Source organism: Streptomyces sp. NPDC050264 (assembly GCF_040655895.1).
Lineage (GTDB): Bacteria > Actinomycetota > Actinomycetes > Streptomycetales > Streptomycetaceae > Streptomyces.
On sequence record NZ_JBFAKV010000004.1, the window covers coordinates 107,043 to 132,418 of the forward strand.

The window sequence follows — 25,376 nt, forward strand, 5'->3', positions numbered from 1 at the left end:
GGGCCTCTGTACGTACGGCGAAGGCCGCCGCACCCCGTCGGGGTGCGGCGGCCTTCGGGCGTCGTGTGCGTGGCGTCAGGCGGCTCTGCGGCGCATGACGAGGACGACCGCGGCGCCGAGTCCCAGGACGACGACAGCGATGCCGCCGATGACCAGGACGCCACCGGCGCCGGTCAGCGCGAGCCCGCCGCCCGAACCGGAGCCCTGCTCACCGGAAGCACCGCCGGACGAGCCGGAGTTACCAGACGTACCGGAAGAACCGGACGTATCGCCGCTCGCGCCCGGCGACGGGCTCCCGGAGGGGCCGCCGTCGGACGAGCCGCCCGCGGACTGCCCGTCGTCGGTGCCGTTGAGGACGATCCAGGCGGTGTTGTTGGACTGCTCCGGCTCGCTCGGGTTGTCCCAGGCCGGCAGCGCGACCTTGCCCTTGGCGTTCTTCACGACCTTGTCGATGCGCAGCTCGAAGGGGAACGTCAGCTTCGCGTCCTCCAGGAGCGGGGTGTCCACCCAGCACAGGTAGCCCTTCACGCCCTCCTCGATCGTGGTGGAGTTGCAACGGTCCGGCGCCTTGGTGACCTTCGCGCCCTCGGGCACCTCGACCGTGAAGCCGATCGGCTCGCCGCCGGAGCGCTGCGCGCTGAGCCAGCCCGGCCCGTCGTTGCGGAACCCGATCTCCGCCTTCACGGTGTCGCCCACCGCGCCCTTCGCGGAGGCGCCGGTCAGGACCAGGTCGTAGGTGTTGGTGCTGGGCAGGTCCAGCTCGGCGTAGCGCGTGTAGTCGGCCGGGGCGGTGCCCGAAGCCTCCGTCAGCGTCAGGGGCGCGCCGGTGCCGGGCGTGTAGCCGTCACCGTCGAGGAGCGCCTTCGCCTTGGCCGGGGCGACCGCGGAGAAGCCGTAGTTCACGATGTCGAAGAGCGCGAAGTCGGCCGTCTTCACCTTCAGCGGCTCGGCGAGGGCGTAGGCCGTGCCCGCCTGGTAGGTGCCGGGGAAGGTGCAGATCGCGTCCGTGCCCTGGCGCAGCAGCGGACCGTCGGTGGTCTCCTTGTACGCGCAGTTGCCGTGGCTGCCGGGGAAGCTCAGTCCGCGCGAGCCGTGGAAGCGCAGCACCGCGCCCTCGGCCGCCATGCCGCCCGCGTTGCGGAAGCCGACCGGCGCCTCGTACGTGTCACCGGCCTTGAAGCCCTTCGGCTCGGTCAGCTTGTGGCCGAGGAACTCCGGGCCGCCCACCAGGACGTCGATGGTCAGCGGGGTGAAGTCGACGCCCTCGCCCTCACCGGTGACCTTGATGGAGCCGAAGTCGCCCGCCGCGCTCTCGCTGTCGATGTCGAGGCGGATGCCGCCGAGCCGGTTGTAGTCCTCGCCCGCGTTGATCTCGTCGCCCGTGCACTCGGCGGTCAGGCCGCTCGCCGCGCAGGGCAGTTTCACGGCGGCGACGCCCTTGAGCCCGCCGGCGTCGATCTTGATCTTGTAGTCGCCGTGATGGACGACGGGTATCACGCCGTCGTCGCCCGGCTCATCGCTGCCCGGTGCCGCGAGCCGCAGGGTGACCTGGGGCTCGGTCTCGTCGCCGTTGTCTCCCTGCAGGGACAGGTCGACCCGGTTCTCGCCGGTGATGGCCACGGTCAGCGGGGCGTCGGCGGCGAGCGCGGGCGCGGCTGCCGCGAGCCCGCCGCCGGACAGGGCCGCGGCCGCGGCGAGCCCGAAGGCCGCACGGAAGGCGGAGCGGCGCATGTGACGTCTCATCAACGCTCTCTCGTCGAAGTCGAAAGGGGCGTGCCGTTCCACGGCACACTCCCTCCGACTCCGCGCGCGGGCTGATCGTTGCCCACGGAAGCGTCACAGGAACATCACAGGTCGGGCTCAGCCCTGCGGGGCCAGCTCCCCCATCGCGCCCCAACCCTCGTTCGGGATGTCGGCGTTGATGATCTCGGGGGTGGAGGCGATGAGCGGCGCCATGGCCGCGAGGCCGTCCTTGAAGTGGTCGGAGGAGACGTGCGCCGCGCCCGCGTCGCCGTCCCGGAAGCCCTCCAGGAGGACGTACTGGTTCGGGTCGTCGACGCTGCGGGACCAGTCGAAGAAGAGGTTGCCCTCCTCGGCGCGGGTCGCGGCGGTGAACGCGGCGGTCTTCTCCAGCCAGGAGTCGGCGTGCTCGGGGCGGGCGGTGAACTTCACAGCGATGAAAATCATGGTTCCACCCTCCCCCGAGCCGGCCGGCCCGGCCAAGTCAGGGCCCCGTCACGCCTTCGGCGCCACCTTGCTCAGCCCGTTGATGATGCGGTCCATGGCGTCGCCGCCCGTCGGGTCCGTCAGGTTCGCGAGCATCTTCAGGGTGAACTTCATCAGGATCGGGTGGGTCAGCCCGCGCTGCGTCGCGATCTTCATGATCTTCGGGTTGCCGATCACCTTCACGAAGGCGCGGCCCAGCGTGTAATAGCCGCCGTAGGTGTCCTTCAGAACCTTCGGGTAGCGCTGGAGGGCGAGTTCGCGCTGGGCGGGGGTGGCACGGGCGTGGGCCTGCACGATGACGTCGGCGGCGATCTGCCCCGACTCCATGGCGTACGCGATGCCCTCGCCGTTGAACGGGTTGACCAGGCCGCCCGCGTCACCGACCAGGAGCAGGCCCTTGGTGTAGTGCGGCTGGCGGTTGAAGGCCATCGGCAGGGCGGCGCCGCGGATCGGCATCGTCATGTTCTCCGGGGTGTACCCCCAGTCCGCCGGCATCGACGCGCACCAGGCCTTGAGGACCTCGCGCCAGTCCAGCTCCTTGAACGCCTTGGAGGAGTTGAGGATGCCGAGGCCCACGTTGGACGTGCCGTCGCCCATGCCGAAGATCCAGCCGTAGCCGGGCAGCAGCCGGTCCTCGCCGGGGCCGCGCCGGTCCCACAGCTCCAGCCAGGACTCCAGGTAGTCGTCGTCGTGGCGGGGCGAGGTGAAGTACGTACGGACCGCGACGCCCATCGGCCGGTCCTCGCGCCGGTGCAGGCCCATGGCGAGGGAGAGCCGCGTGGAGTTGCCGTCGGCCGCGACCACGAGCGGGGCGTGGAAGGTGACCGCCGTCTTCTCGTCGCCGAGCTTGGCGTGCACGCCCGTGATGTGGCCGGTGCGGTCGTCGACGATCGGCGCCCCGACGTTGCAGCGCTCGTACAGCCGCGCGCCCGCCTTCTGCGCCTGACGTGCGAGCTGCTCGTCGAAGTCGTCGCGCTTGCGGACCAGGCCGTAGTCCGGGTAGCTGGCGAGATCCGGCCAGTCGAGCTGGAGGCGGACGCCGCCGCCGATGATGCGCAGGCCCTTGTTGCGCAGCCAGCCCGCCTCTTCGGAGATGTCGATGCCCATGGAGACGAGCTGCTTGGTGGCGCGGGGCGTCAGACCGTCACCGCAGACCTTCTCGCGCGGGAACGCGGTCTTCTCCAGGAGCAGGACGTCGAGCCCCGCCTTCGCAAGGTAGTAGGCGGTCGTCGAACCGGCAGGACCGGCTCCGACGACGATCACGTCTGCGCTGTACTCGGAGAGGGTCTTGGGTTCGGTCACTGCGGGTTCTCCCCAAGGCTCGAAAAGAGTGTGCCGTGCGGCACGGACATGGGCAGTCTATTCAGCGGTACCGATCACCCAGCCGAAGGGCCAGCCCATGAGTCGAGTCCTGCCCGCCGTGGATCTGCGCGTCCCCACCCATGAGGACGCCTTCGCCTGGCACCGGGTGTTCGACGACGCGGAGGTCATGGAGTTCCACGGGGGCGCCTCCGCCGAGTTGTCCGTGTACGAGGAGCTGACCGCACGCCAGCGCCGGCACGACGCCGAGCGCGGGTTCTGCCTGTGGACGATGACCGACGAGTCCCGCCAGGTCATCGGGTTCACGGGCGCCCAGCCCTGGGACCGCGCGTGGGGCCCGACCGGCGAGATCGAGATCGGCTGGCGGCTCGGCCGCGCGTACTGGAGCAAGGGGTACGCCACGGCCGCCGCGCTCGCCACCCTCGACCGGGTGCGGGCCGCGGGCATCGGCAGTGTCGTCGCGATGGTCGACGCGCTCAACGAACGCTCGATCGCGGTGACCCGGCGGCTCGGCATGGAGCGGACGGAGACGTTCGTGACGCCGACGGGGCGGCAGGGCCACTGCTTCCGCCTGGAGCTGTAGGCACCGCCAACCAGGGCGCGGGCAAAGGTGGTCGAGGTGCCCGCGCCGGTTCGTGCCGTTTCGCGCGGCGCTGCGCGGGGCTACCCTTCCGGTACCTCCTGGGGGTGACCTCTGTGCAGATTCCACCCGCGAAGCCACCGGAAGTCCGGGTGCCGAAACTGGTCGGCCTGATGGCGGTCGACGCGCGCGGCGCGGCCGAGGGCCATGGCGTGCGGCTCGCCACCCCCGACCGGCCCGACTTCCCGCTGACGACCGTCGACTACGTGGTGCGGCAGTATCCGCCGCCCGGCGTCGAGGTCCCCCGGGACGCGGCGGTCACGATCTGGTTCGACCTCGGGGAGGACGACGGCGGCGGAGGCGGCGCGGGGGTGCGCGTGCCCCGTGAGCCGGGCCCGCGGGGCGGGGGAATCCGCCGTGAACTGAGCGAACCGGCCGAGCCGTTCACTCCGTGTCCGTGAGCCGCCAGGAGTCGAGGCCGACCTGGTAGGTGCCCGCCAGATCGGTCCAGATGTCGTCCTTGCCCGTGAGGAAGATCGTGTACTCGGTGCCGTCGGCGGCGATGTACGACTGGTCGATGCCGTGGATGGTCTGCCCGGCCTCGTTCTCGTACGTGTACTCCCACAGGGCGCCGTCCTCGCCCTGGAAGGTGTTCGTGTTCAGGAGGATGCGCCGGTAGTTCGTCTTGTTCTTGTCCTCCTTGAGGTGCTTCTCCATGGCGAGGAGGTTGCCGTGGGACGTGTAGTCCGCGTTCGGGATGACGCCGACGACGTACTTCTCCATGCCGGTGCTGCCCGCGTAGGTGATCTGGCTGTCGTTCTCGATGCCGATGCGGTCCCATACGTCGGGGATGACGAAGGAGAAGCCCTTCTCGTCGAAGACCTGGTGGTAGCCGGCCGGGACCTCGGGCATGCCGGTGGGCGCGGCGGCGTCCACCGACGCGGTCGGTGTCGGTGTGGGGGCGGGTGAGGCGGTCGGGTCCCCGGATTCCTGCGTGCGGGTCGCGACCGGCCCGCTGCCCTTGGTGTCGCTCTTGCCGTCGCCGGCACTCCCGTCGCGCCCGTCGTCCTGGAGCAGCAGGACACCGGCCGCGGCGCCGCCGCCGATGACGAACGCGCCGACGATGGTGCCGACCCAGATGGCGACACGCCGCTTCGGCCGCGGGCCCTGCGGCGGCGCCGGGGCGAGGTGGACGGCCCCCGGGTCGTACGGGTCCTGGGCCTGCTGGGGCGGGTACGCGTACGCCGCCGGGGCCTGGCCCGGCATCGCGGGCAGCGGCGCCTGACCCGGCATCGCCGGGACCGGCGCCGGCACGATCCCGGTCCCGGCCCCCGCCATCTGCATCAGATACGGCGCGAGGAACGCGGCGCCGCCGACCCACAGCAGCCCGAACAGCAGCGCGTCCGGCACGCTCAGGCCCAGCTCGATCCGGCCCGAACCGCTGCCGAGGAAGTCGAGGTCCCCCGTGAACTCCGCGCCCAGGCCGCCGACCCCGGCGAGCAGCAGGAACAGGCCGACGAAGAGCCCGGCGGACAGGAGTTGCTCCCGCCGGTCGGGCGAGCGCCGGGCGGCCAGCACGCCCACGACCAGGGCGCAGATCACCCCGATGGCGAGGGCGTAGACCAGCGCGCCGGAGCCGAGCTCGTCGCCGAGCCGGGACAGGCCGAACGACTCCTTGTCGTAGCCGCCGCTGCCGAACGACGACGAGCCGCGGCCCTCGATCTCCAGCGGCGCGCCCCAGCACAGGCCGAGCACGCCGAGGGCGAGGTTGGGCAGCAGCATCAGGACGGCGCCGACCGCGGCCGCGGTCGAGCCGTCGTCGGAGGAGTCGGCGAGGTCGGACGGGTTCGAGCCGCCGTCCTCACCGAAGATCGCGAGTCCGATCCAGCCGAGGACGAGGGCGATCAGCAGCACCCATCCCGTGGCGCGCACGGCGGTGCCGAACGCCCGCACCGTCATCCGCAGGCCCGGCCGGGCGGCCGCGACCCGGTACTTCAGGTCGTCGCCGTGGAGCACGCCCCCGGCGACCGCGAGGGCGAGGAGCAGCGTCCACAGCGCGGTCAGGAACGGCGCCGTGGACAGCGAGACACCCTGGATCTCCGGCTGCCCGATCAGCGCGAGCACCAGGGTCGCGCCGGTCACCAGCAGGGCGACGCGGACGGCCGCTTCGAGTCCCGCGCTCGCGCTGTCCGGTGCTCCCGGCACGATCCGCGCGTACAGGCGTGCGCGCAGCATCCGTACGCCGATGACGAGGGCCACGATCCACACGACGGTCACCAGGAGCGGGACCACGGAGATCGACGCGCTGCCGGACGCGCCGGAGTCGTAGCCGCTGCCGTACAGCGATCCGCCGGAGCTGCCGCCGGAGACCTCCAGGCTGCCGCCGAGGCCCTGGAGCAGGACGGCCAGCGCGATGCGCATCCGGTCCGCGAAGCCGACGACGACGTCGTCGGAACCCTGCCCGTACGAGGGGATCGCGAGGGCGAACGCGGCGATCAGCAGCAGCCCGACCGGCCACAGCGCGGCCTGCGCCGCCCCGGCCCAGTCGCCGCGCAGCGCGCGCCCGAGGAACTGCCCGACGGCCGAGGGCTGAGCTGGGCCCGGGGCGTAGGCGGGGACGGGTGGAGCGCTGGGCGGGACGCCGGGTGGCGGAGGTGGCGTGGCCGGGGACCGTTCCCGGCCGCATCTCATGCAGAAGCGGGCCTCTTCAGGAGCCTCGGCTCCACAGTGCGGGCAGAACGACGCCATCGGGGTGCTCCGTGATGATCCGGGGACGACCGGGTGACGCACCGTCACCGGGCGTCACCACGTAATCAACGGACACATCTTTCCCGCGGCGTGGTTCCCGTCAACTGCATTACACAGAACGGGACTTACTTGATACCGCGGTGCAATGCGACGATGCCGCCGGTCAGGTCCCGCCAGGCCACCTCGCCCCAGCCCGCGCCCTGCAGCCGGGCGGCCAGCTCGGGCTGGGTCGGCCAGGTGCGGATCGACTCGGCGAGGTAGACGTACGCGTCCGGGTTCGAGGAGACGGCGCGCGCGACCGGCGGCAGGGCCCGCATCAGGTACTCGGTGTAGACGGTGCGGAACGGGGTCCACGTCGGGTGGCTGAACTCGCAGATGACGACGCGGCCGCCCGGCTTGGTCACGCGGTACAGCTCGCGCAGCGCCTCGTCGGTGTCCTGAATGTTGCGCAGCCCGAAGGAGATGGTCACCGCGTCGAACGAGTCGTCCTTGAACGGCAGCTTCATGCCGTCGCCCGCGGTGAACGGCATCCACGGGTGGCGCTGCTTGCCGACCCGGAGCATCCCGAGCGAGAAGTCGCAGGGCACGACGAACGCGCCGGCCCGCACGAACGGCTGCGAGGACGTGGCGGTCCCGGCGGCCAGGTCGAGGATCTTCTGCGCCGGGCGCGCGTCGACCGCCTTGGCGACCTCCTTGCGCCACAGCCGCGCCTGTCCCAGGGACAGCACGTCGTTGGTGAGGTCGTACTTCTCCGCCACGTCGTCGAACATGGAGGCGACTTCGTGGGGCTGCTTGTCCAGGGATGCACGGGTCACCCGGCCATTGTGGCAGTAAGGCCCGCGCCACCGGGCGACCGGGACCTGTCTAGGATGCGGGTCGGTCGAACCGATCATGGGGGTGGGCGAGTTGACGACGCGGAGACAGGTGCGGGCCTGGGTGGCAGGAGCCTGGCTGGTCCTGGTGGCGGGCGGCTGGGTGGCGACCCGGGCGCTGGAGGGCGGCATCGCGCCGACAAGCGGACCGCAGCCGGCGGGTCACGCGCCGCCGTCCCCGACGCCGATCACGCTGCCGGGGGCGTGCCCGTCACCGCCACCGGCTCCGCCGGCGTACACCCCGCGGGACTGGGCGCCGGTGACGATTCAGTTCACCGACGTCCTCGTGGTCACCGACACGGCGGCCGCCGACAACTGCGTGGTCGTCACCACCCGCTGACCGGCGGCTCAACGCCCCCGGTACACCAGCCGCCCGCCGATCACGGTCGCCACACAGGTGGACGCCCCGCGCCGCACCAGCTCCGCGCGGTCCTCCACGTCGAACACCGCGAACCGCGCCGGGCCGCCCACGGCGAGTCCCGGCAGCAGCACCAGCGGCTTCGGCGACAGGGAGACAGGCCCGGGCAGCCGGTCGGGACGCCCGGCGAAGACGAGCCCGGAGCGCTGCACCACCTCAAGGACCGGCTTGGCCCGCAGTTCTCCGGCCAGGGCCACCGTGCCGTGCGCGAACAGCCGCTGCACCCCGCGCCGGGCGCTGGCGCCGAGCGCGGCCGGGTTCGCCCGGAAGATCGCCCGCGCCCGCTCGCCGCCGATCGGCACGGTGCCGTACGTGTCGGCCTCGCGCGGATCGGGGTGGTACGTGTGCTCCAGGATCTCCGGACCGTACGGGTTGAGCAGGCCGGGGGTGAGGATGCCGGGCCAGCGCCGGACCCGGGCGCCCGGCTCGGCGGCGGCCAGCTCCTCGTACGGGCCGACCGCCTTGATCTGCGCCCCGTCCACCAGGACGGAGGTCTCGGCGGTGGCGTGAAGTGTCAGCACGTAAGTACGCAGGCCCTAATTGGTGGCGACGAGCTTGAGCTCGGGGTGCGCGGTGCCGCCGTCGATCGCGGTGGACGAGATGTGGGACATGACCCGCTCGTCGACCGGGTCGTTCGCCGGGTCGTCGTGCACGACGAGGTGCTCGTACGTGGTGGCGCGCTGCGCCGGGACGCGGCCCGCCTTGCGGATCAGCTCGATGATCTCCATGCGGTTGGAGCGGTGCTTGGCACCGGCCGAGGAGACGACGTTCTCCTCCAGCATGATCGAGCCGAGGTCGTCGGCGCCGTAGTGCAGGGAGAGCTGGCCGACCTCCTTGCCCGTGGTCAGCCAGGAGCCCTGGATGTGCTGGACGTTGTCGAGGAAGATCCGGGCGATCGCGATCATCCGCAGGTACTCGAAGAGCGTCGCCTGCGTACGGCCCTTGAGGTGGTTGTTCTCCGGCTGGTACGTGTACGGGATGAAGGCCCGGAAGCCGCCCGTCCGGTCCTGTACGTCGCGGATCATGCGCAGGTGCTCGATGCGCTCGGCGTTCGTCTCGCCGGTGCCCATGAGCATGGTGGAGGTGGATTCGACGCCCAGGTTGTGGGCGGCCTCCATGATCTCCAGCCAGCGCTCGCCGGACTCCTTCAGCGGGGCGATGGCCTTGCGGGGGCGCGCGGGCAGCAGCTCGGCACCGGCGCCGGCGAAGGAGTCGAGGCCGGCGGCGTGGATGCGCTGGATCGCTTCCTCGGCCGACACCTTCGAGATCCGCGCCATGTGCTCGATCTCCGAAGCGCCCAGGCTGTGGATGACGAGCTGCGGGAAGGCCTTCTTGATGGCCGCGAAGTGCTCTTCGTAGTACTCGACGCCGTAGTCCGGGTGGTGCCCGCCCTGGAACATGATCTGCGTGCCGCCCAGCTCGACCGTCTCCGCGCAGCGGCGCAGGATGTCGTCGAGCTCCCGGGACCAGCCCTTCTTGGTGTCCTTGGGAGCGGCGTAGAAGGCACAGAACTTGCACGCCGTGACGCACACGTTCGTGTAGTTGATGTTCCGCTCGATGATGTACGTCGCGATGTGCTCGATCCCCGCGTATTTGCGGCGGCGGATCGTGTCCGCGGCCGCGCCGAGCGCGTGCAGCGGGGCGTCGCGGTAGAGGTCGACGGCCTCTTCGGGGGTGATCCGCCCACCGGCGGCGGCACGGTCGAGGACGGACTGAAGCGCGGCCTTCTCGGTCACCGGGCGTGCCCCTTTCGGAGGTTCTGAACAGGGTCAGGACGGACCGTCTCAGCGTACGTCAGGCAGCCAGTGCACCCAGCAGAACCCCCACGTAGGCCCCCATGATCATGAAGGGGCCGAAGGGGATCTCCGTCTTGCGGCCCGCGCGCCGGGCCACGACCAGGACCCCGGCGTACAGGGAGTTGAACAGCACCCCCGCGAACGCCCCGATGAACAGCACGCCCCACCCGTACCAGCCGAGGGCCGCCCCAAGGCCGAGCGCCAGTTTCACGTCCCCGCCGCCCATGCCCTTCGGATAGATGAGGAGCAGGAGCAGGTATCCGCCGCCGAGCCCCGCGGCGCCGAGCAGCGCGCCACGCCAGGAGCCGCCGGGTTCGGGCAGCGCGGCGGCGGCGCCGAGGGCGAGCAGCGCGAGGGCGGCCAGCGACATGGTCAGCACGTCCGGCAGCCGGTGCACGGCGAAGTCGACCGTGGCCAGCAGCACGCACAGCGGCGCGAGCAGCAGCCAGGCGCCGAGTTCGGGCCGGGTACCGGTGGCCGCGGCGAGCAGGGCGCAGGCGAGGGCGGTGCAGAACGAGAGGACCGGGGTGCTCGGCCCGTAGCGCGCGGTGCCGAGCCAGCCGCGGATCGGCTCCCCCGCGGGATTCTCGGCGCGCCACGGCTCCTCCGGCTCCACGGAGAGGCGGTAGGCGGGGCGCGGCAGCAGCAGTCCGAGGGCGGCGCCCCACAGGGCGGCGAGGAGGCTCAGCACGTCAGGCGATCCGGTCGGCGAGGAGGACGTAGTCGTAGTGGAGGGGGTGGCCCCGCCAGTCCGTGGGGTACTCGAAGGAGCTCTCGTTGGCGAGGATCACGTTCAGTTCCGGCAGGGCGTCGCAGGGCATGTCGCGGTACTCGGTCTCGACGGTGTGCCCGAGGTCGCCCAGCCGCTTTCGGAGCTTCTTGTGCCGGGTGCGGAAGACGTCGGTCCCGTCGAGGGTGACGCGCACGTCCGCGTCCTCGTCGCGGAACCGCCACACCTCCACCTGTACGAGCCGTCCCGAACGGAAGCCGAGGGTGTGATCGAGGCCGAACCCGTCGTGGACGACCACGAGTTGGCCGGGCCGCGGAGCGTCGGCCTCCTGCCCGGCGATCCGCCCGAGGCCACGGGCGGCCGCGCGGGCCTCGTCGACCGTCATGCCGAGCCGGAACGGCCCGGCCCCGACGTGCGGCAGCAGTACGAGCTCCATGGTCACGCCGGTCAGCCCTTCGGGACGCGGTCGAGATCCGCCGTGGGATCGCCCGCCTGCGGATACTTCGAGGTGTACGCCAAGGAGGAGCCGTCGCGGGTGAGGCGCACGGTGTGGGCGCCCTTGGCGCAGGTCCCCGGGTTGTCCGGCGCGGCCTCGCCCCCGGCCACGAGTTCCTTGTCGTCGGCGGACTTCAGCGTCAGTACGTCGACGCACTGGATGCCCAGCGGGTCGGTCGAGGTCACCTTGCCGAGCCGCTCGCCGACGGCGGCCTGCCTCAGATCGACGCGGAACGTGCCGAAGGGGATGCCCGCCTGGACGGCCGCGCCGTCCCACGCGCCGAGGTAGAACGCGGGCACGGCCGTCGCCCCCGTCGGCCGCGCCGACGCCGAGGGTGCCGCGCTGTCCGCCCCGGCGCCCTGATTCCCGGAGTTGTCGTCCGGCAGCATGCTCGCCACGAACACCCCGCCGACCGTGACCAGTGCCAGCGCGCCGGCCACCGCGAGCGCCACCGAGCAACTCAGCCTGCGGCCCCGGCCGTTGCCGGACGTGGGTGACGAGGTCGCCGACACCGAGACGGAGAACCGGCCCGGTGCGGTGCCCCCGGCGTCCCGTGGTTCCTGAGGCGACGCCTCGACGCGCGGCACCGGCACCGCCGCGTACGCCGGGTCCGGCGGTCCGAAGACACCCGGTCCGCCCGAACTCCCGGTCACCGAGGGGCTGATGAAACCGACCGGGCCCGAGACCGGGGCCGCCGCCGGTTCGCCGTCCAGGTCCAGGAGCTGCACGGCGCTGCGCGACACCTGCTCCACCAGGGCGCCGGGCAGCCAGCCCGCCGCGACGAGCCGGGCCGCCCCCTCGGGCGCGAGGCGCCGCGCGACCTCCTCCGGCGCGGGCCGCGCGGCCGCGTCCTTGGCCAGGCAGGCCGCCGCGACGTCCCGCAACTCACCTGCCAGCGGGCCGAGTTCGGGCTCCTCGTGGACGACCTTGTATAGCAGGGCGGCCGACGAGTCGCCGGGGAACGGGGACTGTCCCTTCGCCGCGTACACCAGGACCGCCCCGAGCGAGAAGACGTCCGCCGCGCCCGTGACGCCCTTGCCGAGGATCTGCTCCGGGGCCATGTAGCCGGGCGAGCCGATGGAGACGCCGGTGGAGGTGAGGGAGGCCGTGCCGTCGGTGGCGCGGGCGATGCCGAAGTCGATGAGGCGCGGCCCGTCCACGGTCAGCAGCACATTGGAGGGCTTCACGTCCCGGTGCACGAGCCCGAGCCCGTGCACGGCCGCCAGCGCTTCCGCGAGACCGGCGCCCAGGACCCGTACGGAATGCTCGGGCAGCGCCCTGCCGCCACCGGCCGCCTGAGCGAGCGAGGGGCCCGCGACGTACCCCGTCGCGACCCATGGCACCCGCGCCCCCGGGTCCGCGTCGAGCACCGGCGCGGTCCACGCCCCGCCGACCCGCCGCGCCGCGTCGACCTCGCGCCGGAACCGCTCCCGGAACTCCTCGTCGAGCGCGAAGTGCGGATGCACCACCTTCACGGCGACGGTCCGCCCGCCCGCGCTGCGGCCCAGATACACCCGGCCCATGCCGCCGTGCCCGAGCCTGCCGAGGATGCGGTAAGGACCCACCGTCGTCGGTTCGTCGGCCTGAAGCGGCTGCATCCCGTGAACCTCCCCCGGCCTCTGCCCCACTACGCGCGCATGCCCCAGCAGGGTAGTCCCGCGGCACGAATACCGTGCGTTCACCGTGATTTCATACCGGGCCCACTGAATTCGGCAACGCCGTTCATAGGAATTCCATGACGTAGCCGGCCGAATTCAGTGCGAGCCCGACAAAGGGATCACGGTCCGAGGAGTTCGACCGCCACGTCCGCGGGAAATCCGGTGGTCGGACCGACCCGTCGCGCAAACTCCGTGACGCCTTCCAGCTGCGCCGTACCGAACCGGAAGTCGAGGGTCGTGAAGTACTCCTCCAGAACGGCCTCGTCGAAGGCCTCCCAGCGGGCCGCCTGCTCGGCGACCTTGGTGACCTCGTCGAGGGACACGTCCCGCGACGCCAGGAACGCCTCGTGCACCTGGCGCGTGATGGCCGGCTCGCGCGCGGCGTACTCCTTGCGCGCGGCCCACACGGCGAAGACGAACGGCAGCCCCGTCCACTCCTTCCACATGGCGCCCAGATCGTGCACCTGGAGCCCGAGCCGCGGAGCGTCGTGCAGATTGGCCCGCAGTGCCGCGTCCCCGATCAGGACGGCCGCCTCCGCGTCCTGCATCATCAGGCCCAGATCCGGCGGGCACGTGTAGTACTCGGGCTGTACGCCGACCCGCTCGGCGAGCAGCAACTGCGCCAGCCTGACCGACGTACGCGACGTGGAGCCGAGGGCCACGCGCCGCCCGTCGAGCTGGTCGAGGGGCACCTGCGACACGATCACGCAGGACATCACGGGGCCGTCGCAGCCGACGGCCAGATCGGGGAAGGCGACCAGCTGGTCGGCGGCCTTCAGGAACTCGACGAGGGTGATCGGACCGATGTCCAGACCGCCCTGCACCAGCTGCTCGCTGAGCTTCTCCGGGGTGTCCTTCGTGAGCTCGAAGTCGAGGAGCGATCCGGTCCTGGCGAGGCCCCAGTACAGGGGCATGCAGTTCAGGAACTGGATGTGGCCGACGCGCGGCCGGGTGCGCCGCGCGGTCTGAGGAGTCTCGGGAGAATTGTCCACATCGGCGAGGCTAGACCCCATGCGATACGGTGCATGCTCCGGGTCACGTGCGGCACCGGTCAACCCTCTTCGGGCCTCCGTCAAACCTCCGGGTGACGTGATCTTGCCCCCTATTGCTTTCCACTCCCTGCGTGCTAAGCTCGCCGCAAGTTGCAGTTTGGTTTCCCTTGCAGTACAGAGCCTGCGGAGCATGTAACCGCAGGCTCTCGTCGTTTTCAGACTTTTGCATTGTTCGCAAGTGCATTTGCAGGTTCTGGAGCAGGGCGACCCTTTGGCCCATAGGAGGGCTTATGGCTACCGGAACCGTGAAGTGGTTCAACGCTGAAAAGGGCTTTGGCTTCATTGCCCAGGAAGGCGGCGGCCCGGACGTCTTCGTCCACTACTCCGCGATCAACGCGAACGGCTTCCGTTCCCTTGAGGAGAACCAGGCCGTGACGTTCGACGTCACGCAGGGCCCGAAGGGCCCGCAGGCGGAGAACGTCACCCCCGCCTAACCCTTCGCGATCCCACGGCTGGTGTCGTGATCTGATCCGGAACCTAGCGCAGTACCCAAGGAGCCCCGCTCCTCCGCCGCTTGTCGGCGGGGTGAGACGGGGCTCCTGCCTTTTCCGCTGCGCGTTCTCCCCTACGCGCCTTGCGTGAGGGCCGCCCGGGCCGCGACCGCGTCCGCCGGGTCCCAGCCCTCGCCCGGCACCGAGGCGAGCAGCAGCCGCGTGTACGGATCGGCGGGTTCGCTCAGGACCTGCCGGGTCAGTCCCTGTTCCACGGTTCTGCCGCGCCGCATCACCAGGACCTCGTCCGTGACGTGCTGGACGACGGCCAGGTCGTGGCTGACGAAGACGAGCGCGACCCCGGTCTCGCGCCGGATGTCGTCGAGCAGCCGCAGGATCTGGGCCTGGATGGAGACGTCCAGGGCGGCGACCGCCTCGTCCAGGACCAGGACGCGCGGGTCGACGGCGAGGGCGCGGGCGATGGCCAGGCGCTGGCGCTGGCCGCCGGACAGGTGACGGGGGCGGGCGCCCGCCTCGCGTGTGCCCAGGCCGACCTGGTCGAGCAGGCCGGTGGCCAGGGACGTGTCGCGGCCGTGCAGTTGGAGGGCCGAGCGCAGGCACTGTTCGGCGGTGAGCCGTGGGTCCAGGGAGACATACGGGTCCTGGAACACCATCTGGATCTGGCGGGCCCGGGCGAGCCGGGCCGTTCTGCCGCGCGGGGCCTTCGCGGGGCGCGGGGCGCCGTCGACGGTGATCGTGCCGTGGTCGGGGCGGACCAGGCCGACGAGCATGCGGGCCACGGTGGTCTTGCCCGAGCCGGATTCGCCGACGATGCCGAGGGCTCCGCCGGGGGGCAGGGTGAAGGTGATGCCGTCCGCCGCGAGGTGGCTGCCGCCGTTCGGGAGCGGGTAGGTCTTGCGGAGGTCTGTTGCTTCCAGGAGGGCGCTGGTCGTGGTCACTTGGGGCTGGCCCCTTCTTTGTCGTTGCTCGGCGCCAGGGTCCGCCTTGCCCACCCTGCCGCCCCCGGCGGCGGACTGCCCGAGGCGAGTCGGCAACTGACCTCCCCTCCGTCGTCCAGGCCGTCAGCCGTCGGTGTCCACGTGCGGCACTCGTCCTCCGCCTCCGTGCATCGGCTCACGAACGGGCAGCCCTCGAAGGCGTCCGACAGGGACGGCGGGCGCCCGGGGATCGGGTGGAGGGCGCGGGTGTCGCCCAGGGTCGGGGAGCAGGAGAGCAGGCCGCGGGTGTAGGGGTGGGCCGGGGCCGTGAACAGGGCGCGGGCCGTGCGGTGTTCGACGACGCGGCCCGCGTACATGACGTACACGCGGTCGCAGTACGCCGCCGCCAGGTGCAGGTCGTGGGTGATGAAGAGGAGGCCCGCGCCCTGGGTCGCGCGGGCCTCGCGCAGCAGGGTGAGGATCTCCGCCTGGGTCGTCACGTCGAGGGCACTGGTCGCCTCGTCGGCGAGGAGGAGGCGGGGCCGGGCGGCCAACGCGCCCGCGATGACGACGCGTTGGAGCATGCCGCCGGAGAGTTCGTGGGGGCGCTGGCGCAGTCGGCGGGCGGGTTCGGAGAGGCCGACGGCCGCCAGGAGATCGGCCGCCCCCTCCTTCGTCGCGCCGCGTTCGGTGAGGAAGTCGCCGATGCGGCGCACCGGGTTGAGGGCGGCGCGCGGGTCCTGGTGGATCATCGCGACGGTCAAGGCGCGGTGGGTACGCAGTTCCTCGCCGCGCAGGGTCAGGACGTCCGCGCCGGCCACCCGGACGGACCCGCCGGTCGTGGCGTTCGCCGGGAGCAGGGCGAGGGCCGCCTTGGCGGTGGTCGACTTGCCCGAGCCCGACTCCCCCACCAGGGCGACGACTTCGCCCTCGGCGACGCGCAGGGAGACGGAGTCGAGCAGCGGGCGGGCCGTGCCGGGGACCCGGACGGTGAGGTCGTCGACCGAGAGCAGAGGCGTCGGCTCTGGAGTCCGCGTGGGTTTCGTCGTCATCGTCAGTCCTGCTTTCCGAGGCGGTCGGCGGCCCAGACCCCGACGACGTTGAAGGCGACGACGACCAGGGCGATGGCCGTGCCGGGTACGAGGGCGGGGAGCAGCGCGCCCTGGACCACCGCGGCCTGGCCCTCCTGGACCATCAATCCCCAGTCGGACGACGGTGGTTGGGCGCCGAAGCCGAGGTAGGAGAGGGTCGCGAGGGACATCAGGGCCTCGCCGAAGAGGACCACGAGGTAGCCGAGGACGGCGCGGCCCAGGTTGGGGACCAGGTGCAGCGCGCAGATGCGGGCGCCGCCCATGCCCTGGACGCGGTAGGCATCGACGTACGGCTTGCGGGCCTCGGACAGGGCGAGGGAGCGGGTGTACTTGGCGATCGTCGGGGTGAAGGCGAGGCCGAGGGCGAGGACGGACGTGGTCATGCCCGCGCCGAACACCGCGATGATCAGGACGGTGAACAGCAGGCCCGGGAACGCGTACATCACGTCGGTGAGCCGTGAGACCAGGGCGTCGGCCCAGCCGCCGCGCCAGGCCGCGAGCACCCCGAGCGTGACGCCGAGCGCGGCGGCCACCGCGAGCAGGGCGACCGGGGCGACGAGGCTGGAGCGGGCCCCGTACAGGACGCGTGAGAGCAGGTCCTGGCCCGAGGAGTCGGTGCCGAGGAGGTGGTCGCCGCCGGTGCCGACGAGGGAGGCGGAGAGGTCGATGGCATCGGGGGCGTAGGGCGCGAGGAGCGGGGCGAGCACGGCCGCGAGCACGACCAGGCCGAGCAGCGCGGCCGCGACGGTGACGCCCAGGGGGCGCCGGGAGCGGGTCGCCGGGGGCAGGGCGAGGGTCGCCGTCATGCGCGGGCCTCCTTCACTCGCGGGTCGAGCAGCGGGTGCACCAGGTCGACGGCCGTGGTCACGACGACGTAGCCCGTGACCATGAGCAGCAGGACCGCCTGCGCCACCGGGAAGTCGTGGGTGTTGATCGCGTTCACCAGCAGGGAGCCGATGCCGCTGATGCCGAACGCGGTCTCCACGACGACCGTGCCGGCGAGCATGCCCGCCATGACGAGGCCGCACATGGTGACGATGGGGCCCAGCGCGTTGCGCAGGACGTGGCGGCGGACGATGTCGCGTTCGGGGACGCCGGAGGCGCGGGCCGCCTCGACGTGGTCGGAGGCGGCGGCGTCCGCCATGGCCTGGCGGGTGACGCGGCTGATGATCGCCAGGGCGCCGAGGGCCAGGGAGAGGGCGGGGAGGGTCAGGTGGTGCAGCGTGCCGGTGAGGCCTTCGCCCGCGCCGGTCACCGGGAACCAGCCGAGCCGCACGCCGAAGAGGGAGACGAGCGCGATGGCGGCGACGAAGGACGGGACCGAGGCGGCGAGTGTCGTGCCGCCGACCACCGCCGAGTCGACCCACGTCGAGCGCTTCACGGCCGCCAGGATTCCGGCGCCGACGCCGAGGACGACGTACAACACCGTGGCGAACGCGACCAGTTCGAGGGTGGTGGGCAGCCGGGAGGCGATCAGGTCCGCCACCTGGTCGCTGTATCTGAACGAGCGGCCCAGGTCGAGGTGGACGGTGTCCCACAGCCAGCGGCCGTACTGGACGACGAGCGGTTCGTCGAGGTGGTACTCGGCGCGGATCTGCGCGAGGCGTTCGGGGGTGAGCTTGTCCCGGCCGCCCGCGAGGAAGACGGCGGGGTCGCCGGGGGCCGCGTACACGGCCGCGAAGATGACGAACGACGCGGCGAAGAGCGTGGCCACCAGACCGGCGACGCGGCGCGCGAGGCGTCCCATGAAGGAGGGGAAGAAGGAGGGGAAGGAGGGGAGGGCGATGGACATGAGGTCGACTAGCCCTTCTTTGCGCCGAGTTGAGCGGCCCACGGGTAGTAGAGGTAGGCCTGGGAGGCGGTGGGGCCGGTCAGCTTCTTGTTCAGGACGAGGATGGTGGGGACCTGCGCGAGGGGGATCCAGACCGCCGACTCGACGAACCTGCGCTGTACGTCGACGGCGAGCGCGGCCCGCTCGGCGTCGTCGAGGGTGGCGAGGGCCTGCCCGACCCGCTTGTCGTACGTGGCGTCCTTGAACCCGACCCAGTTGTTGGAGGAGTCGGACAGCCCGTTGTCGTAGAAGCCCATCGGGTCGGCCTTGGAGATGTACCAGTCGCCCACGAGCACGTCGATGTCGGCGCGGGCCGTCGGATCGCTGTAGAACTCCTCGAACTGGGCCGTGGGCACCGTCTTGATCTCGGCGCGGATGCCGATGCTCTGGAGGGCGGCACGGGTCGCGTTGGCGATGACGGTGCGGCCCTGGCTGGCGTCGGTGCCGATGACGACAGGGGCGGTGGGGGCGCCGGCCCTCTCGACCAGTTTCTTGGCCTTGGCGATGTCGGCGGAGCTGGGCGACGCGGGCGCCAGGTCCGTCAACTTCTCTTGCGCCGCGGCGAATTCGCTCTTCTCGTACCCCCAGGCGCCGGAGCCTACCGGGGACGCCCAGGGCTGCACGAGGCCGCCGTAACCGGAGTCAGCGATGCCCTTGCGGTCGAGCGAGAGGGACAGGGCGCGGCGGATCTCCGGGTCGTCGAGGCCGCCCCGGTCGGTGGGGATGAGGACGAGGGAGGCGGTGGACGGGCCGTAGTACTGCTTGAGGTCCTTGTCCGGGCGCAGGGCGGCGGCCGTGTTCGGGGACTCGGCGTAGGCGCCGTCCGCCGCGCCCGTCTTCAGCGCGTTGACCAGCGCGCTGTCCGAGGCCCAGCGGAAGACCACCTCACGGGTCAGGGGCCGCTCACCCCAGTAGTTCTCGTAGGCGCGGATCGTGATCGAGTCGCCGGACTTCCAGTTCGCCAGCTCGTACGGGCCCGAGCAGGCGTCCGGCTGACCCGGCGTGCCGAACTCAGCGCCCGACGCCCGCACTTGGGCCTTGTTCCAGACGATGCCCGCGTCCCCGGCGAGCGCCTTGAGGAACAGGGCGTCGGGCGCCTTGAACCGTACGGTGACGGTGGCGCGGCCCGTCTTCGTCATGGAGGCCACGTTGCCGAACTCGTCCGACTGCTCCATGTCCTTCGACGCGTGCCGCTTCAGCGACCACAGGACGTCGTCGGCCGTCATCTTCGTACCGTCGTGGAAGGTGACGCCGTCGCGGATCGTGAGCCGGAGCGTCTTTCCGTCGGCGGACGTGGTCGTCCTCTCGGCGAGGAACGGCTTCGTCGTCATGTCCGGCTGGAGCTGGTAGAGCCGCTCGCAGACGTTGGTGAGGACGACGCGGCCCGCGCTGGAGCCCTGGGTGTCCAGGTCGAGGGAGTCGGGCTCGTCCTCCAGGAGCCACTTCGCCGAGGTGAGAGGCGCGTCGGCCTTCGGCGTCGTCGCGTCCAGGTGCAGCTTCGCGGCGTCGGCGGGGGCGCCGCTCCCGGCGGGGCGGTCGGCGCCCGCGCAGGCCGTGGCCGCGAGAAGGGTGACCGTGGTGAGGGCGGCGAGGGCCGCTGGTGCGCGCCGGGCGGGGTTCGTGGTCGGGGGCGTCGTCATCCGGCGTCTCCGTACGGGCCGTCGTAGAGGTTCCAGGGCAGGTGCTGGTAGTCGCGGTCGCAGGGGGTGCCCGCCGTGACGTGGTAGTCGCCGGTCGTCAGGTCCACGCAGGAGGAGACGAGCGTCATCCAGTGCCTGACCTCGGGGTCGCGGACGTCGGGGTGCGTGCACAGGGACTCGGGCAGGCCGAGGTGGTCCGACATGGCCTGCTTGATCAGCTTGCGGGACTCGTCGGCGCCGGTGGAATTGCGGAGAGCCGCCAGGCCCGCCTCGGCGCGCGGGACGCGGACGAGGGAGTCGGAGGACATGGGGCGGTAGTCCGCGGCGAGGGCCGCGGGGACGCCCGCCTGGTAGTGGTTGCCGTGCACGAGGAGGCCGTCGGTGGGGTACATCCAGCCGATGCCCGCCGGGGTCGTCTCCAGGTCGACCGCGAACCCTTCGCGGCAGGTCAGCAGCGCGTTGCTCGCGATGTGGGCGCGGGTGCGGCACAACACGTCCAGGGCGTCGGTGACCGTGTGCGTGTCCAGGACGCTGCGCCGTACGACCGTCTGCGGCAGGCCGATCGCGTCGCTGAAGCGGCCGCCGAGACCGTTGGCGTTGAGTGCGATGCCCGCCGAGTTGGCGCCCTGCCGGCCGACCTGGCCCGCCTCCACCTGCATGATCACGGTGGGCTTGGGCGGCTGCACGACGCGGATCATGACGACCGTGTCGGCCACGCCCGCGCGCCAGTCCCAGTTCTGACCGGCCCAGACGTGGCCGTCGCCGCTCGCCTCGCCGAACGCGGCGAAGGAGGTGCAGCCCTCGGCGGGCTCCTCGGGCTCCTCCCTCGCCGCCATGTCTTTGAACGAGCGGTCGTAGATCACCTCTCCGCGGGCGTTCAGGGCGAGGACGTCCAGGACGTCGACGCCCGCGCCGTCGGCGATGCCCCGCATCTCGTCGAGCAGTTCGGGGGCGTATGCCCGCACCGGCTCCAGCCAGCGCGCCGCGCGGGCGGTGACCCGGTCCCAGGTGAGCCCGGCCGACTGGCCGAAGGCCTCCTCGTAATAGCCGATGGCGGCGTGCAGTCGGGGCCGCACGGCCTCGCCGTACTGACGGCCGCGGTCGAGGGGAGCGCCGCTGATGTCGATGACCGGAAGGGTCCGGGGTGCCATTGTTCTCCTCGCGGGCGGAGAGATCGCCGCAACCGTCCCGCGACGTCGTCCTGTAACGTCGATTACGAGATGCTCTCCGTTTGGAATGCGTTGCCCAGGAGAGTAACCGCCATCACACGAGAGTCAATAGCTGTAATGGAAATTACCGAGGGGGCCGCCGTCGACGGCGGCGGAGCGGATGCCGGAGCAGGTGTCACCCGGCTGCGGGCCGCCGTGCGCGAGCGCTGGGAGGAGCTGTCCACCTCCGAGCGGGCCGTGGCGCAGTACCTGGTGAGCGCGCCGACCGAATCGCTGCTGTTCGCCTCCGCGCAGGAACTGGGCGCGGCGAGCGGGACCAGCAACGCCAGTGCCGTGCGCACGCTGCAGCGCCTCGGATACGCCGGACTGCCCGCGCTCAAAAGGGAGTTGGCGTCCGATCTGACGGCCGCGGTGGCCCCGGAGGTCCGGCTCCAGCAGCGGATCGCGCACGTCGGCCGGGACCTGGACGACATCTGGGGCGAGGTCTTCGACGAGGCCCAGGAACGCATCGAGCACGCCCGGCGGCTGACCGCCGGCGACGCCCTGCGGGAGGCCGTGGGCATCCTCGCCCAGGCCGGTGAGATCCACTGCTACGGAGCCGGCGCCTCCGAACTGGCCGCGCGGCACCTCGCGTTGGCGCTCGGCCGGATCGGGCGCCGGGGCCGGTACGTCGGCGCGACCGGGTTCGCCCTTGCCGACCACCTCCTCGCGCTGCGCCAGGGCGACGCCGTCGCGATCTTCCAGCCCGGCCGTGAACTGGTCGAGCTGGGCGTACTGATCGACCGGGCCCGCGCGGTGGGCGCCCGCGTCATCCTGGTCACCGACGAGCTGGCGGAACGGTACGGACCCCGGGTCGACGTGGTCCTCACGGCGCCGCACACCCCGACCGGGATCACCACAGAAGCGCTGACCGCGCTCGTGGTGGTGGACGCGCTGCTGCTGGCCATGGCCACACTCGACGAAGCGTCGGCGGTGGCCACCTCGCATCAACTCACCGCCTTGCGCGAGCAGTTGCTGCGGCCTCGGCGGAAGTGAGGCGCCGGCGCCGAGTGCTGTGGGCATCGGCGGACGTGGGGCGCCCGGGTCAGTGCGCCTCGGCGGACGTGGAGCGTCGGGGTCAGTGCGCCTCGGCCGTCTCGACCGTTCGGGTGCGGCGGTGCGCCCAGCGTGTCGCCGGGCCCATCGCCGCACCCGCCGCCAGGAACACCGCCCCGAGCACCAGCCACCCCGGCACGCCCCACGCCACCAGGAGCGCCGTCAGGACGAGCGGGCCGAGCGTGCGGGCGAGCGGTACGCCCGTCCCGAAGAAGCCCTGGTACTGACCCACCTGCGCGGCCGGGGCCAGGGCGAACGCCAAGTGCCACGAACCGGCCGACTGCTGCATCTCCCCCACCAGTTGGAGCATCGAGGCGAGGACGAGGACCGCCGCCGCGCCCCAGGGGCCCAGACCCCCCGCCGCCGACGCGGCGAACACCGCGCACGAGGCCAGCATCACGACGCCGGAGCGGCGCACCGTGCGGGCCGCTGAGCGCACCCCCTCGGCCGCGCCCCCGGCTCCGACACCCCGCGCCACCCGCACCTGGAACGCCATCACCCCGAGAGTGTTGAGCACGAACAGCGCCGACACCAGCCAGCTCGGCGCGTCCGTGTGCCGCACGATCCACAGCGGCACCGCGAGCGAGAGCAACGGCATGCGCAGCAGGAGTACGGCGTTGAGCAGCGTCACCGCGGCGTACGGACGGTCGCGCAGCACCGCCAGGCGCGGCTCCTTCGCCGCCCTCGCCGGCGCGGGGGTCACGGCGGGCAGGCGGGCCAGGACCAGCGCGCAGGCGACGAACCCGGCGCCGTCCAGCGCGAACACCGCGAGATATCCGGCGGACGTGTCGTGCTGCAGGGCCAGGCCTCCGATGGCCGCCCCTACGGCCAGTCCCGCGTTGAGAGTCGACTGGAGGCGGGCGAGGACCCGGGTGCGCGACCGGGGCTCGACCAGCCCCGCGAGCAGCGCCTGCCGCGCCGCCGCGAGGCCGCACTGCGCGACGGCGTACGCCACTGCCGCGAGCAGGAACGCCGGAAAGGACCGGATCACCAGGAAGGACAGCACCGCCGCCGCGGTGGCCAGGGCCAGCAGCGCGGAGGCGCCGCGGGGGCCCCGCCGGTCCGCCAGCGCGCCCAGCGGTACGCCCGCGACGGCCCCGACCGCCCACGCCACCGTGAGCGCGAGGCCGATCTGGGTTGCCGAGAGGCCGACCACGCGGGTGAAATAGAGCGCCGACGTCACGTAATAGGCGCCGTCCCCAATGGAGTTGGCGAGTTGGGCGGCGGCGAGGGCCCGGACGCGCGATCTGTTCGGCATGCCCTCAACGTAGGCAGGAGTGGCCCAGTGGAAGTAGGCAACTCCGCGCACTCTCCAGTGGGCCAATCAGTACGCTCGTCGAGCGTCAGGTGTGCATTCGTGCGCCCTTCAGGACCTTGTCCACCGCGTTGCGCGGCCCGTACACCGCGATCCCCACCAGGTCCAGGTCGGCGCCCGCGACCGCGCGTACCGCAGCCCTGTTGTCCGTGTCGTTGCCCGTCGCGAACAGGTCCGACGTGAACACCGCTCGCGGCAGGACCCGCTGCAGCGCCCGTCCGTGCGCCTTGGTGAGCATCTCCTTGCCGCCCTCGAAGACCAGCACCGGCTGCCGGAACATCGGCAGGTACGGGGTGTCGTCGGCATCGGCGTACGGCTCCCCGACCACCTCGGGGACCTGCGTGCCGAGCCCGCTCACCAGGAACGCCGTCACGTTGAGCCGCTGCCAGGTCTCCAGGTCGTCCCGGAGCAGCACGGCGATCTTGGTGTCGAAGCGGGCGGGGCGGTCGGCGGCGTTGTCGGCGGGGGTCTCTGTGCTCATGCCTTGAGACTGCCGACCGGGACGCGGTCCCGTCTTGTACGTTTTTTGCATGGTGGCCGGTGGCGGACGGACCGGAGAGGCCGGAGAGGTCGGAGAGGCCGGACGGTCCGAGGAGATCAGCGCGTGGCGCCCCGAGGTCAAGGGCGTCACGGAGGTCTTTCATGCCCATTTCACGCGCCACTCCTACCCGATGCACGTGCACGACACCTGGACACTGCTCATCGTCGACGAGGGCGCCGTCCGCTACGACCTGGAACGGCACGCGCACGGCACGCCGCTCGGCACCGTCTCCCTCCTGCCCCCGCACGTCCCCCACAACGGCTCCGCCGCGACGCCGCACGGTTTTCGCAAGCGGGTGCTGTACCTGGACGCCGGCGGTGGGCCGCTGGACGCCTCGTTCATCGGGGCCGCCGTGGACAGCCCCGACCTGGTCGATCCGCTGCTGCGCGATCGCATCAGCCGGCTGCACTCCTGCCTCGTGCGCCCCGGCGACGAGCTGGAGGCGGCCGCTCGGCTCGCGCTCGTCGGGGAACGGTTGCGGGAGCGGCTGCGGCCGCGCCTCGCCGAGGAGTCGCGGCGCGGGCCCGACCGGCGGGTGGCGGTTGCGCTGCGCGAGCTGCTCGACGCGCGCGTCGTCGAAGGCGTTGAGCTGAGCGAGGCCGCGGGCCTTGTGCACGCGCACCCCGCGCATATGGTGCGCTCGTTCGGAGCGGCGTACGGGATCGCTCCGCACCAGTACCTGATGGCGCGCCGGGTGGACCGGGCGCGGCGGCTGCTGCTCGACGGGCGCGCTCCCGGGGAGGTGGCGGCGGCATGCGGCTTCTACGACCAGTCTCATCTGACCCGGCACTTCAAAAGGGTGGTCGGAACACCACCGGGCCGGTACGCGCGCGGCCGCTGAGGGTTTGACCGGGTTGTCGCCGGGGCCGTGCCGGGGTACCTCCTCGGCCGGATCGGTCTCGTCGCTTCTTGTACGCCGTAGGCGCCTCATCCGGCACGTCGTTCCCGCGATGCCTTGCGGGACGACCTGTCACGTGCCCGCCCTGTTGCGTCGTGGGGCGGGGCCGTGACGGGGTACCTCCTCGGCCGGATCGGTCTCGTCGTCTCTTGTACGCCGTAGGCGCCTCATCCGGCACGTCGTTCCCGCGATGCCTTGCGGGACGACCTGTCACGTGCCCGCCCTGTTGCGGCGTGGGGCGGGGCCGTGACGGGGTACCTCCTCGGCCGGATCGGTCTCGTCGTCTCTTGTACGCCGTAGGCGCGTCATCCGGCGCGGAGTTCCCGCGATGCCCTGCGGGACGACCTGTCACGTCCCCTCCCGTCGTGTTGCGGCCGCGAGTGCGGGGGGCATCTGGTTCGGGTGCAGCGCCGTCGTATTGCGACCGCGAGTGCGGGGGGCGTCCGGTTCGGGTGCAGCGCCGTCGTATTGCGACCGCGAGTGCGGGGGGCATCTGGTTCGGGTGCAGCGCCGTCGTATTGCGACCGCGAG

General features: G+C 72.1%; 25 protein-coding genes. 6 read left to right on the plus strand and 19 right to left on the minus strand.

From position 1 onward, the window contains the following. Positions 1-75 precede the first annotated feature (75 nt). The 3 genes from AB0J02_RS07935 to AB0J02_RS07945 all read right to left on the minus strand — a co-directional run bounded on the left by AB0J02_RS07935 (position 76) and on the right by AB0J02_RS07945 (position 3,528). Positions 76-1,731 carry a hypothetical protein gene (locus AB0J02_RS07935; protein WP_363192718.1) on the minus strand — a complete coding sequence of 552 codons (1,656 nt, stop codon included), beginning with the start codon at positions 1,729-1,731 and terminating at the stop codon, positions 76-78. Between the two features lie 129 nt (positions 1,732-1,860). Continuing rightward, on the minus strand, positions 1,861-2,187 hold the full coding sequence (locus AB0J02_RS07940; RefSeq protein ID WP_363192719.1) for a putative quinol monooxygenase: 327 nt from the start codon (positions 2,185-2,187) through the stop codon (positions 1,861-1,863). 48 nt (positions 2,188-2,235) lie between these two features. Then, positions 2,236-3,528 (minus strand): geranylgeranyl reductase family protein, encoded by a 1,293-nt coding sequence (locus tag AB0J02_RS07945; RefSeq protein ID WP_363192720.1) that lies wholly within the window; start codon positions 3,526-3,528, stop codon positions 2,236-2,238. Between the two features lie 97 nt (positions 3,529-3,625). Here AB0J02_RS07945 and AB0J02_RS07950 point away from each other — a divergent pair, with 97 nt between their 5' ends. Continuing rightward, a complete protein-coding gene (locus AB0J02_RS07950; RefSeq protein WP_363192721.1) occupies positions 3,626-4,129 on the plus strand; it encodes a GNAT family N-acetyltransferase in 504 nt (167 codons plus the stop codon). Positions 4,130-4,242: 113 nt separating this feature from the next. Next, a complete protein-coding gene (locus AB0J02_RS07955; protein ID WP_363192722.1) occupies positions 4,243-4,587 on the plus strand; it encodes a PASTA domain-containing protein in 345 nt (114 codons plus the stop codon). On the opposite strand, the gene AB0J02_RS07960 is transcribed toward AB0J02_RS07955, so the two are convergent. Both AB0J02_RS07960 and AB0J02_RS07965 read right to left on the minus strand, forming a co-directional pair. Beyond that, positions 4,571-6,874, minus strand: a complete 2,304-nt coding sequence (locus AB0J02_RS07960; RefSeq protein WP_363192723.1) for a zinc-ribbon domain-containing protein — start codon at positions 6,872-6,874, stop codon at positions 4,571-4,573. The genes AB0J02_RS07955 and AB0J02_RS07960 overlap by 17 nt on opposite strands. A 125-nt stretch (positions 6,875-6,999) precedes the next feature. Next, positions 7,000-7,689, minus strand: a complete 690-nt coding sequence (locus AB0J02_RS07965) for a demethylmenaquinone methyltransferase (RefSeq protein ID WP_363192724.1) — start codon at positions 7,687-7,689, stop codon at positions 7,000-7,002. A 91-nt stretch (positions 7,690-7,780) separates the two neighbouring features. Here AB0J02_RS07965 and AB0J02_RS07970 point away from each other — a divergent pair, with 91 nt between their 5' ends. Next, positions 7,781-8,086: a hypothetical protein gene (locus AB0J02_RS07970; protein ID WP_363192725.1), complete on the plus strand. Its 306-nt coding sequence runs from the start codon at positions 7,781-7,783 to the stop codon at positions 8,084-8,086. Positions 8,087-8,094: 8 nt separating this feature from the next. On the opposite strand, the gene AB0J02_RS07975 is transcribed toward AB0J02_RS07970, so the two are convergent. From AB0J02_RS07975 to AB0J02_RS08000, 6 genes are all read right to left on the minus strand, one after another. Beyond that, positions 8,095-8,685, minus strand: a complete 591-nt coding sequence (locus tag AB0J02_RS07975; RefSeq protein WP_363192726.1) for a hypothetical protein — start codon at positions 8,683-8,685, stop codon at positions 8,095-8,097. 15 nt (positions 8,686-8,700) lie between these two features. Further along, entirely contained in the window at positions 8,701-9,900 is a 1,200-nt protein-coding gene (gene mqnC, locus AB0J02_RS07980) for a cyclic dehypoxanthinyl futalosine synthase (RefSeq protein WP_363192727.1), read from the minus strand. 58 nt (positions 9,901-9,958) lie between these two features. Further along, the gene (locus AB0J02_RS07985) at positions 9,959-10,651 is read right to left on the minus strand and encodes an A24 family peptidase (protein WP_363192728.1); all 693 of its coding nucleotides are present in this window, start codon (positions 10,649-10,651) and stop codon (positions 9,959-9,961) included. Between the two features lies 1 nt (position 10,652). Further along, complete coding sequence (locus tag AB0J02_RS07990; RefSeq protein WP_363193031.1) at positions 10,653-11,126, minus strand: hypothetical protein; 474 nt, start codon at positions 11,124-11,126, stop codon at positions 10,653-10,655. An 11-nt stretch (positions 11,127-11,137) separates the two neighbouring features. Continuing rightward, a complete protein-coding gene (locus AB0J02_RS07995; protein WP_363192729.1) occupies positions 11,138-12,784 on the minus strand; it encodes a serine/threonine-protein kinase in 1,647 nt (548 codons plus the stop codon). A 179-nt stretch (positions 12,785-12,963) separates the two neighbouring features. After that, complete coding sequence (locus AB0J02_RS08000; RefSeq protein WP_363192730.1) at positions 12,964-13,857, minus strand: menaquinone biosynthesis protein; 894 nt, start codon at positions 13,855-13,857, stop codon at positions 12,964-12,966. A gap of 269 nt (positions 13,858-14,126) precedes the next feature. On the opposite strand from AB0J02_RS08000, the gene AB0J02_RS08005 reads away from it, so the two are divergent. Next, the gene (locus AB0J02_RS08005) at positions 14,127-14,330 is read left to right on the plus strand and encodes a cold-shock protein (protein WP_003948780.1); all 204 of its coding nucleotides are present in this window, start codon (positions 14,127-14,129) and stop codon (positions 14,328-14,330) included. Positions 14,331-14,461: 131 nt separating this feature from the next. On the opposite strand, the gene AB0J02_RS08010 is transcribed toward AB0J02_RS08005, so the two are convergent. From AB0J02_RS08010 to AB0J02_RS08035, 6 genes are read right to left on the minus strand one after another with little or no spacing between them, the layout of a single operon-like run. Next, on the minus strand, positions 14,462-15,286 hold the full coding sequence (locus AB0J02_RS08010; protein ID WP_363192731.1) for an ATP-binding cassette domain-containing protein: 825 nt from the start codon (positions 15,284-15,286) through the stop codon (positions 14,462-14,464). Continuing rightward, positions 15,283-16,317: an ABC transporter ATP-binding protein gene (locus tag AB0J02_RS08015; RefSeq protein WP_363192732.1), complete on the minus strand. Its 1,035-nt coding sequence runs from the start codon at positions 16,315-16,317 to the stop codon at positions 15,283-15,285. Before AB0J02_RS08015 ends, AB0J02_RS08010 begins: the two co-directional genes overlap by 4 nt. A gap of 2 nt (positions 16,318-16,319) precedes the next feature. Then, entirely contained in the window at positions 16,320-17,162 is an 843-nt protein-coding gene (locus tag AB0J02_RS08020) for an ABC transporter permease (protein WP_363192733.1), read from the minus strand. After that, positions 17,159-18,103: an ABC transporter permease gene (locus AB0J02_RS08025; RefSeq protein WP_363193032.1), complete on the minus strand. Its 945-nt coding sequence runs from the start codon at positions 18,101-18,103 to the stop codon at positions 17,159-17,161. The genes AB0J02_RS08020 and AB0J02_RS08025 overlap by 4 nt, the downstream gene beginning before the upstream one ends. Before the next feature lie 53 nt (positions 18,104-18,156). After that, complete coding sequence (locus tag AB0J02_RS08030; RefSeq protein ID WP_363192734.1) at positions 18,157-19,827, minus strand: ABC transporter substrate-binding protein; 1,671 nt, start codon at positions 19,825-19,827, stop codon at positions 18,157-18,159. After that, positions 19,824-20,978 (minus strand): C45 family peptidase, encoded by a 1,155-nt coding sequence (locus AB0J02_RS08035; protein ID WP_363192735.1) that lies wholly within the window; start codon positions 20,976-20,978, stop codon positions 19,824-19,826. Before AB0J02_RS08035 ends, AB0J02_RS08030 begins: the two co-directional genes overlap by 4 nt. Before the next feature lie 135 nt (positions 20,979-21,113). On the opposite strand from AB0J02_RS08035, the gene AB0J02_RS08040 reads away from it, so the two are divergent. Next, positions 21,114-22,031 (plus strand): MurR/RpiR family transcriptional regulator, encoded by a 918-nt coding sequence (locus AB0J02_RS08040; protein ID WP_363192736.1) that lies wholly within the window; start codon positions 21,114-21,116, stop codon positions 22,029-22,031. A gap of 82 nt (positions 22,032-22,113) precedes the next feature. Here AB0J02_RS08040 and AB0J02_RS08045 read toward each other — a convergent pair whose 3' ends face one another. Then, the gene (locus tag AB0J02_RS08045; RefSeq protein ID WP_363192737.1) at positions 22,114-23,349 is read right to left on the minus strand and encodes an MFS transporter; all 1,236 of its coding nucleotides are present in this window, start codon (positions 23,347-23,349) and stop codon (positions 22,114-22,116) included. An 85-nt stretch (positions 23,350-23,434) separates the two neighbouring features. Further along, positions 23,435-23,938 (minus strand): DUF2000 domain-containing protein, encoded by a 504-nt coding sequence (locus tag AB0J02_RS08050; protein WP_363192738.1) that lies wholly within the window; start codon positions 23,936-23,938, stop codon positions 23,435-23,437. On the opposite strand from AB0J02_RS08050, the gene AB0J02_RS08055 reads away from it, so the two are divergent. Then, on the plus strand, positions 23,937-24,788 hold the full coding sequence (locus AB0J02_RS08055; RefSeq protein WP_363192739.1) for an AraC family transcriptional regulator: 852 nt from the start codon (positions 23,937-23,939) through the stop codon (positions 24,786-24,788). The two genes, AB0J02_RS08050 and AB0J02_RS08055, sit on opposite strands and share 2 nt — an antisense overlap. Positions 24,789-25,376 lie beyond the last annotated feature (588 nt).

Bases quoted from the DNA above. Each gene is read 5' to 3' on its own strand.
- AB0J02_RS08030 (WP_363192734.1), bottom strand. From the start codon at position 19,827: ATGACGACGCCCCCGACCACGAACCCCGCCCGGCGCGCACCAGCGGCC.
- AB0J02_RS08005 (WP_003948780.1), top strand. From the start codon at position 14,127: ATGGCTACCGGAACCGTGAAGTGGTTCAACGCTGAAAAGGGCTTTGGC.
- AB0J02_RS07990 (WP_363193031.1), bottom strand. From the start codon at position 11,126: ATGGAGCTCGTACTGCTGCCGCACGTCGGGGCCGGGCCGTTCCGGCTC.
- AB0J02_RS07995 (WP_363192729.1), bottom strand. From the start codon at position 12,784: ATGCAGCCGCTTCAGGCCGACGAACCGACGACGGTGGGTCCTTACCGC.
- AB0J02_RS08025 (WP_363193032.1), bottom strand. From the start codon at position 18,103: ATGGGACGCCTCGCGCGCCGCGTCGCCGGTCTGGTGGCCACGCTCTTC.
- AB0J02_RS08040 (WP_363192736.1), top strand. From the start codon at position 21,114: ATGGAAATTACCGAGGGGGCCGCCGTCGACGGCGGCGGAGCGGATGCC.
- AB0J02_RS08035 (WP_363192735.1), bottom strand. From the start codon at position 20,978: ATGGCACCCCGGACCCTTCCGGTCATCGACATCAGCGGCGCTCCCCTC.
- AB0J02_RS08000 (WP_363192730.1), bottom strand. From the start codon at position 13,857: ATGGGGTCTAGCCTCGCCGATGTGGACAATTCTCCCGAGACTCCTCAG.
- AB0J02_RS07940 (WP_363192719.1), bottom strand. From the start codon at position 2,187: ATGATTTTCATCGCTGTGAAGTTCACCGCCCGCCCCGAGCACGCCGAC.
- AB0J02_RS07935 (WP_363192718.1), bottom strand. From the start codon at position 1,731: ATGCGCCGCTCCGCCTTCCGTGCGGCCTTCGGGCTCGCCGCGGCCGCG.
- AB0J02_RS07960 (WP_363192723.1), bottom strand. From the start codon at position 6,874: ATGGCGTCGTTCTGCCCGCACTGTGGAGCCGAGGCTCCTGAAGAGGCC.
- AB0J02_RS08045 (WP_363192737.1), bottom strand. From the start codon at position 23,349: ATGCCGAACAGATCGCGCGTCCGGGCCCTCGCCGCCGCCCAACTCGCC.
- AB0J02_RS08055 (WP_363192739.1), top strand. From the start codon at position 23,937: ATGGTGGCCGGTGGCGGACGGACCGGAGAGGCCGGAGAGGTCGGAGAG.
- AB0J02_RS08020 (WP_363192733.1), bottom strand. From the start codon at position 17,162: ATGACGGCGACCCTCGCCCTGCCCCCGGCGACCCGCTCCCGGCGCCCC.
- AB0J02_RS07950 (WP_363192721.1), top strand. From the start codon at position 3,626: ATGAGTCGAGTCCTGCCCGCCGTGGATCTGCGCGTCCCCACCCATGAG.
- AB0J02_RS08015 (WP_363192732.1), bottom strand. From the start codon at position 16,317: ATGACGACGAAACCCACGCGGACTCCAGAGCCGACGCCTCTGCTCTCG.
- AB0J02_RS08050 (WP_363192738.1), bottom strand. From the start codon at position 23,938: ATGCAAAAAACGTACAAGACGGGACCGCGTCCCGGTCGGCAGTCTCAA.